5 protein-coding genes and 1 pseudogene are annotated in these 7,577 nt (G+C 68.5%); 5 read left to right on the forward strand and 1 reads right to left on the reverse strand.

Going from position 1 to position 7,577, the window contains the following annotated elements; all coding sequences use genetic code 11:
• Positions 1-8: 8 nt before the first annotated feature.
• The 4 genes and pseudogenes from ACFWVD_RS07965 to ACFWVD_RS07980 all read left to right on the forward strand — a co-directional run.
• A pseudogene (locus tag ACFWVD_RS07965) lies at positions 9-1,970 on the forward strand (AMP-binding protein); the annotation flags it as partial.
• A gap of 57 nt (positions 1,971-2,027) precedes the next feature.
• Positions 2,028-2,891, forward strand: coding sequence for an oxidoreductase (locus ACFWVD_RS07970; RefSeq protein WP_379241265.1), 864 nt, complete (start codon positions 2,028-2,030; stop codon positions 2,889-2,891).
• Positions 2,892-2,970: 79 nt separating this feature from the next.
• Positions 2,971-3,441 (forward strand): carboxymuconolactone decarboxylase family protein, encoded by a 471-nt coding sequence (locus ACFWVD_RS07975; RefSeq protein ID WP_379241266.1) that lies wholly within the window; start codon positions 2,971-2,973, stop codon positions 3,439-3,441.
• A gap of 316 nt (positions 3,442-3,757) precedes the next feature.
• Positions 3,758-4,969: a 3-deoxy-7-phosphoheptulonate synthase gene (locus ACFWVD_RS07980; RefSeq protein WP_379241267.1), complete on the forward strand. Its 1,212-nt coding sequence runs from the start codon at positions 3,758-3,760 to the stop codon at positions 4,967-4,969.
• Between the two features lie 75 nt (positions 4,970-5,044).
• Here the strand turns inward: ACFWVD_RS07980 and ACFWVD_RS07985 are convergent, their stop codons facing one another.
• Positions 5,045-5,662, reverse strand: coding sequence for a LysE family translocator (locus tag ACFWVD_RS07985; RefSeq protein WP_379241268.1), 618 nt, complete (start codon positions 5,660-5,662; stop codon positions 5,045-5,047).
• Between the two features lie 156 nt (positions 5,663-5,818).
• On the opposite strand from ACFWVD_RS07985, the gene ACFWVD_RS07990 reads away from it, so the two are divergent.
• The coding region (locus tag ACFWVD_RS07990; RefSeq protein ID WP_379241269.1) for a helicase-related protein at positions 5,819-7,577 on the forward strand (1,759 nt) is incomplete at its 3' end.

The following is a 7,577-nucleotide window of genomic DNA, read 5'->3' on the forward strand; positions in this document are numbered from 1 at the left end:
TCGCCGATGCCGCGACGAATCCGTCTGCGCCCGCGGTGCTTCGGGCGACTGCCGGACAACTCTCGTATGGCGAGCTGGCCGCCGATGCACTGGCTGTGGCCGGTGCGCTCCGCGAAGCTGGTGTGGCGGAGGGGGATTCGGTAGCCGTTCAACTTCCGAAGGGCCCCGACCAGATCGTCGCAGTCCTCGGCGTGCTCGCCGCCGGCGCGGTGTACGTACCGATCGGGTTCGATCAACCCGCCGCCCGCCGCGCCGAAATCCTGCGCACCGCAGGCGCAGCCGCAGTGCTCACCACCGGCGCCACGCAGATCCCCGACACCCGCGTGATCGACCTCGCGCAGGCCCGCACCCACGCAAAACCGTTGGCACACCCCCTCTTCGGAGACCCGGAGAACATCGCCTACATCCTGTTCACCTCCGGCTCCACCGGCAAACCCAAGGGCGTCGAAGTACCCCACCGTGCCGCCATGAACACCATCGACGACCTCAACGAGCGTTTCGCCCTCGGCCCCGCCGACCGCGCACTCGCCCTGTCGGCCCTCGAATTCGACCTCTCCGTCTACGACATCTTCGGCCTCCTCGCAGCAGGCGGCGCCGTGGTCACCGTCGACGACACCCAACGCGCAGACCCCACCACCTGGGTGGAGCTCATTCGCCGCCACCAGGTTTCACTACTCAACTGCGTCCCGAGCCTGCTCGACATGCTCCTGACAGCCACCCCGACAACCATCCCGGGCGCTCTCGACCCGGCCCAGCGCGCGACCGCTTCGAGCACCCCTAGCTCGTTGCCGCACACCGCCACATCGGGCGCCCCCGACCGGACACAGTGGGCGAGCACCCCCAGCTCGTTGCAGCACACCGCCACATCGGGCACCCCGGAGCGCATCGCGACACCACTCGAGTCCCTGCGCACAGTGATCCTCGGCGGCGACTGGGTCGACACGGCCCTCCCGGCCCGCCTGGCCGCAGCCGCCCCGAACAGCCGTTTCGCAGGCCTGGGCGGCGCCACCGAAACCGCCATCCACTCCACCATCTGCGAGGTCGTGAACGCGCAGGTCCCCGCCGAATGGACCGCCGTCCCCTACGGCACCCCCCTGCGCAACGTGCAGTGCCGCGTGGTCGGCCCGGCGGGCAACGACTGCCCCGACTGGGTCAGCGGCGAGCTGTGGATCGGCGGGGATGGCGTCGCGGCCGGTTACCGCGGCGACCCGGAACGCACCCGCGACCGGTTCGTCACCCACGACGGACTGCGCTGGTACCGCACCGGTGACCTGGCCCGATACCTGCCCGACGGCGGCCTGGAGTTCCTCGGCCGCGCCGACCACCAGGTCAAGATCCGGGGCTACCGGGTCGAACTCGGCGAGGTGGAAAGCGCCCTGCGCGCGATCCCAGGCGTGCGGCACGCGGTCGCCGCGGTGGTCGGAAAGGCCGCGCCGAAGCTGGTCGCCCTGGTGGTGCCGACCCCCGACGCCACCCTGCACGTCGACGCAGTCCTCGCCGCGACCGCCGACCTGGTCCCGTCCTACATGGTCCCCACCCGCCTGGAAATCCTCCCCGAACTGCCCCTCACCTCGAACGCCAAACCCGACCGCAAGGCCATCCGCGCCGTCCTCGAAACCAGTGAGGGCACAGCGGAATTCATCGAACCGCGCACCGATCTGGAACGCGCGCTCGCAGCGGTGATCGGCGAGGTGCTGGCCACCGACCGTATCGGCGTCACCGACGACTTCTTCGCTCTCGGAGGCGATTCCGTGCTCGCGACCACCGCCGTCGCCCGCATCCGCGAATGGCTCGACGCCCCCGACACCATCGTCGCCGACCTGTTCACTGCCCGCACCGTCGAAGGCCTCGCGGCCCGAATGTTGAAGCGGGAAGCAGACTCTGGTGAAGCAGGCAGACTGGAACCAGTCGCCACGATGTACCTCGAAGTCGCCGCCATGACCGACGAAGAGGTGCTCGCACAGTCCTGACAGCGACCGCGCCCTCGTCGATTCGCGCAATGGTGCCATTTCACTAGACTTTCGCCGGTGAGCAAGTGGAATACCGCAAACCTGCCCGACCAGACCGGCCGCACCATCATCGTCACCGGTGCCAACAGTGGTCTCGGCGCCGCCACCGCGCGGGCGCTGTCCGAGTCGGGTGCGCGAGTGATCCTGGCCTGCCGCGATACCGCCAAAGCCGAGCGGGTCGCGGCGACCATGCCCGGCGAGACCGAGGTCCGTGAACTGGACCTGGCGAACCTGAACTCGGTGCGCACCTTCACCGATTCGATCGAACGCGTCGACGTGCTGATCAACAACGCGGGCGTGATGGCGCTGCCCCTGCGCCGCACCGCCGACGGTTTCGAAATGCAGTTCGGCACAAACCATCTCGGCCACTTCGCGCTGACCAACCTGCTGCTGGACCGCATCACCGATCGCGTGGTGACGGTGTCCAGCGTCGCGCACCGCATCGGCAAGATCAACCTCGCCGACCCCAACTGGGAGCAGCGCCGCTACGACCGCTGGCTGGCCTACGCCCAGTCCAAACTGGCCAACCTGATGTTCGCGTACGAGCTGCAGCGTCGGCTGGCCGGTGAGGGTTCGGCGGTGATCTCGGTGGCCGCGCACCCCGGTTACGCCGCGACCGACTTGATGTCGCACACCGAAACGCTGTTCGAAACGGTCATGTCGCTGGGCAATCGCCTGCTCGCCCAGACCGCCGACCAGGGCGCACTGCCCACGTTGTTCGCCGCCACCGCCGACGTGGAGCCGGGCGCGTTCTACGGCCCCGACGGTTTCCTCGGCCTGCACGGGCACCCCGCCGGTTCCGGCAGCGCCCCGACCGCGAAGGACCGCGAGGTCGCCGCCGAACTGTGGGAGTTGTCGGAAAAGCTCTGCGGCCTGATCTGATCAAGGCGATCGGTGTCGATGTCACACCGCGAGTAGCTACTTCGTCATCTCGGTAGAACCCCACGACGAAGGAGCCAAAATGGAAGCGCGATTCAACCTCTACGGCAACGCCATCACCGCCAGCTTCACCAAGCGAATGGTCATGGCGGGCAAGGTGATCGACGATTCACCACTGCCCAAGTCCACCTACGAGCTGGTGAAGATCCGCGCCTCGCAGATCAACGGCTGCAGCTACTGCGTCGACATGCACACCAAGGACGCCGCCCACGCGGGCGAAACCTCGGTGCGGATCAACCTGGTCGCGGCCTGGCGTGAGACGAACGTGTTCACCGAGCCCGAACGCGCCGCCCTGGCCCTCACCGAGGAAGCGACCCGCGTCGCCGACGGCGGCCACGTCAGCGACGACACGTTCGCGCAGGTCCGCAAGCACTACGACGACGACCAGATCGCCGCGCTGATCGCCGCCATCGCCATGATCAACGCCTGGAACCGCCTCAACGCCATCGCCCACACCCCCGCGGGCGATTACGTCCCCGGCCAGTGGGGCTGACACGCCTGCTGGACGACTGATCACCAGGCTGTGAGGGATTTTTCCTCTCGCGCGATGTTTGCGTGATCGCCTGGTGATCATTCGTCCAGGATGTGATGGTCCGCACTTCGGGCAACCATGGCCGGGTGCGCGGCGTTTTACCGGTGGTACAGTCCACGGCATGCAGCGCGCATATTTCTGGTTTAGCTACCCGGCCCTTGGTGGGCCGGTCTGCGACCCTGCGCGCTGACTTCCTCCACCTCGAGCCGGATAACGCCCGGCTCGACGGTAGCGAAATTCCGTGGGTCGGCCTTCTAACGCAAAGGACCCACATCCCATGACCACCGCAGCCGGCATCAATTCGGCCGCCTCCGCGCCCGTGACCGCGGCCCTGGCGGGCCCCGATTCTTCCCTCCCTGCGGGTACTCCTTCGTCGCACCCTCCGGTCAGTCCAGAATCGGGGCGGGCCGCGAACAAGGTCGACTCGCGGCATTCTGACCTCGACGACCAGCGCACCCTGAGCGTGAGCCCTCTGCGCTCGCCCGCCGAGGTCCGCATGGTCCACCAGATCACCGACGAGCTCGCCGACACCGTGCGTTCGGGCCGCAAAGCCACCGTCGACGTGCTCAACGGCGACGACGACCGCCTCATGGTGATCGTCGGCCCGTGCTCGGTGCACGACCCCGCCGCCGCGCTGGACTACGCCCGCAAGCTGGCCGCCAAGGCCGCCGAACTCGAGTCCGACCTGCACATCGTGATGCGCGTGTACTTCGAGAAGCCGCGCACCACGCTGGGCTGGAAGGGTCTGATCAACGACCCGCACCTGGACGGCTCGTTTGATGTGAACACCGGTCTGGGCATCGGCCGTCAGGTGCTCGTGGACATCACCGCCCTCGGTCTGCCGGTCGCGTGCGAATTCCTCGACCCGATCACCCCGCAGTACATCGCCGACCTGGTCTCCTACGGCGCGATCGGTGCCCGCACCGCCGCCAGCCAGGTGCACCGCCAGCTGTCGTCGGCGCTGTCGATGCCGGTCGGTATCAAGAACGGCACCGACGGTGACGTGCAGGTCGCGGTCGACGGTGTGCGCGCCGCCGCCGCCAGCCACGTGTTCCCCGGCACCGACCTCGACGGCCGCTCCGCGCTGATCCGCACCACGGGCAACCCCGACTGCCACGTGATCCTGCGCGGCGGCAGCAACGGCACCAACTTCGACGCCGCCTCCTGCGCGGAAGCCAAACTGCGACTGGAGAAGTCGTCGCTGGCGCAGCGCCTGGTCATCGACGCCAGCCACGGCAACAGCAACAAGGACCACAACAAGCAGGTAGACGTCGTCACCGATATCGCCGACCGGATCGCCGCCGGTGAGCAGGGCGTGGTCGGCCTGATGCTGGAGTCGTTCCTGGTCGCGGGCCGTCAGGATCTGACGCTGGGTCGCGCCGCCGACCTGACCTACGGCCAGTCCATCACCGACGCGTGCATCGACTGGAACACCACCGCCGCCCAGCTCGACCGCTTGGCACAGGCCGTGGCGACACGTCGCGGGTAGTTCGGCATTGTGCTGAGTGCGGGCCTCGGATTCCGGGGCCCGCACCGCTGTCCGCAGCTACCTGCCTGCGATGTCCTACTGGTTCTGCACCGCGAGACGTCCCGCGAGCGCGACGAACGAAACACCGAACACCCGCCGCATCCACCGAACCACCACCGGACGCGACAGCACATAGGTCCGCATCGCGGCCGCGACCGCCCCGTACCCCGCGAACACCACGAACGTGGCCAGCATGAACAGCCCGCTGAGTTCGAGCATGCGCCCCAACGCATTCGGCGTGTCGGTGGGCACGAACTGGGGCAGGAACGCGAAGAAGAAGATCGTCAACTTCGGGTTCAAGATGTTCAGCAGCACCGCCGAGGTGACGACCTGCCGCGCCGACGGTGCCGCCGCGGTCGACTCCTCCGGAATAGCCAGAGCGCCCTTGTCCCGCAACGTATTCCACGCCATGTACAGCAGATACGCGACCCCGAGGTACTTCAACGTCTGGAACGCGACCGCACTGGTGTTCAACAGCGCCGCCAACCCCGTGATCGCCGCGATCATGTGCGGAATGATCCCCAACGTGCACCCGAACGCCGCGATCACACTCGCCCTGGTCCCGCGAGAAAGCCCCGCCGCCAACGTGAACAGCACCCCGGTCCCCGGCGTAGCGACAATAACAAGCGTGGTCAACGCGAACTCGATGCTCACTCCCGCAGCGTAACCCTCGCACCCCCTACTGGACGAGCGATCACCACGCTCTCAGGTAAGGATTTCGGACTCCTGAACGCCACCAGAGCGTGGTGATCAACTGTCCAACGCGAGCCGGAGGCGGGTGTGGGCGCGAGGGGCGGCAGACTGGTGGGGATGAAGCTGCCTGAACTGCCCGACCTGCCGGTGCGGCCCGCGCTGGACGAGATCGTCGGCACGTTGGCCCGACACGGGGTTGCGGTGCTGGTCGCGCCGCCGGGAACAGGGAAGACGACGCTGGTGCCGTTGGCTTTGGCGGCGGGGTCGGCGGGGCGGATCGTGGTGGCGGAGCCACGCCGGTTGGCCGCACGGGCGGCGGCGGCGCGGATGGCGGCGCTGCTGGGGGAACGGGTCGGGGAGACCGTGGGGTACGCGGTGCGCGGCGACCGGAAGGTGGGGCCGCGCACCAGAATCGAGGTGGTGACCTCGGGTTTGTTGGTGCGGAGGTTGCAGAGCGACCCGGAGTTGGCCGGGGTCGGCACGGTGGTGCTCGACGAATGCCACGAACGACACCTGGACGCCGACCTGCTCCTGGCTCTGCTGCTCGACGCAAGGTCCGGACTACGGCCGGACCTACGCGTGCTGGCCACCTCGGCGACCGTGGCCGCGGACCGCCTGGCACAACTGCTTGGCACCGGGATGTCCGATGGAGGTTCGGCTGCGGGGGTGCCTGGTGGTGGCTCTGTACCGGTTGCGGGGGTGCCTGGTGGTGACTCCGTACCGGTTGCGGGGGAGTCCGGTGGTGACGCTGTATCAGTTGGAGGGGAGTCTGCTGGGGGTTCGGTGTTGGTGGTGGGGGCGTCTCGTTCGCGGGCTCCGGTGTTGGAGGTGCGTGGGCGGACGTATCCGGTTGAGGTCGATTACGTGCCTGCGCTTGCTCGTGAGCGGATCGAAGCGCAGGTCGCGCGGGCTACTCGCCGGGCGCTGGCCACTATCGACGGGGATGTGCTCGTCTTCCTGCCTGGCGTCGGCGAGATCAACCGCACCGCAGCGCTTTTACGTGACCTCGACGACGTCGACGTGGCCATGCTGCACGGCAGACTCGCCGGCGCGGCCCAGGACCTCGCGCTGCGTCCGGGAGCGCGGCGACGGGTCGTATTGTCCACTGCCGTAGCCGAATCCAGCCTCACCGTGCCCGGCGTGCGCGCGGTGGTGGACTCCGGCCAGTCGCGCGTGTCCCGAGTCGACCACCGCCGTGGCCTGTCCGGCCTTGCGACAGTGCGTGTTTCGGCCGCAGTGGCCGAACAGCGCACCGGTCGCGCCGGTCGAGAAGCTCCAGGCCATGCCTGGCGCTGCTGGCCCGAATACGAACACCAAACCCTGCCCGCCTACCCAGAACCCGAGATCCGCACCGCCGAATTGACCCGCCTCGCACTGGAATTGGCCTGCTGGGGTACCCCCGACGGTACCGCTTTGGCCTGGTGGGACGCCCCACCCGAAGGCGGTCTCGCCGCAGCCCGCCAAGTCCTGCGAGCCCTCGGCGCCCTGGACGACGCCGACCACGTCACCCCCCGAGGCAAAGCCATGGCCACTCTCGGCCTACACCCCCGCCTCGCCCGCGCCCTCCTCGACGGAGCCGCCGCAGTCGGCGCGAAGGCGGCCGCCGAAATGGTCGTCCTGATGGACGACGACTCCCTCGCCCCCGGCATAGACGCAGCAGCCGCCCTCCGAACCCTGCGCACCGAACGCCCCCCGCGCTGGACCCGCGAGGTACAACGACTCACTCGCCTCGTAGCGACCACATCACCCGACGACAAGCCGGCTCCGCCCGACGACAAGCTGGCTCCGCCCGACGACAAGCTGGCTCCGCCCGACGACAAGCTGGCTCCGCCCGACGACAAGCTGGCTCCGCCCGACGACAAGCTGGCTCCGCCCG

It is taken from the genome of Nocardia sp. NPDC058666, assembly GCF_042714895.1.
Taxonomy (GTDB): Bacteria; Actinomycetota; Actinomycetes; order Mycobacteriales; family Mycobacteriaceae; genus Nocardia.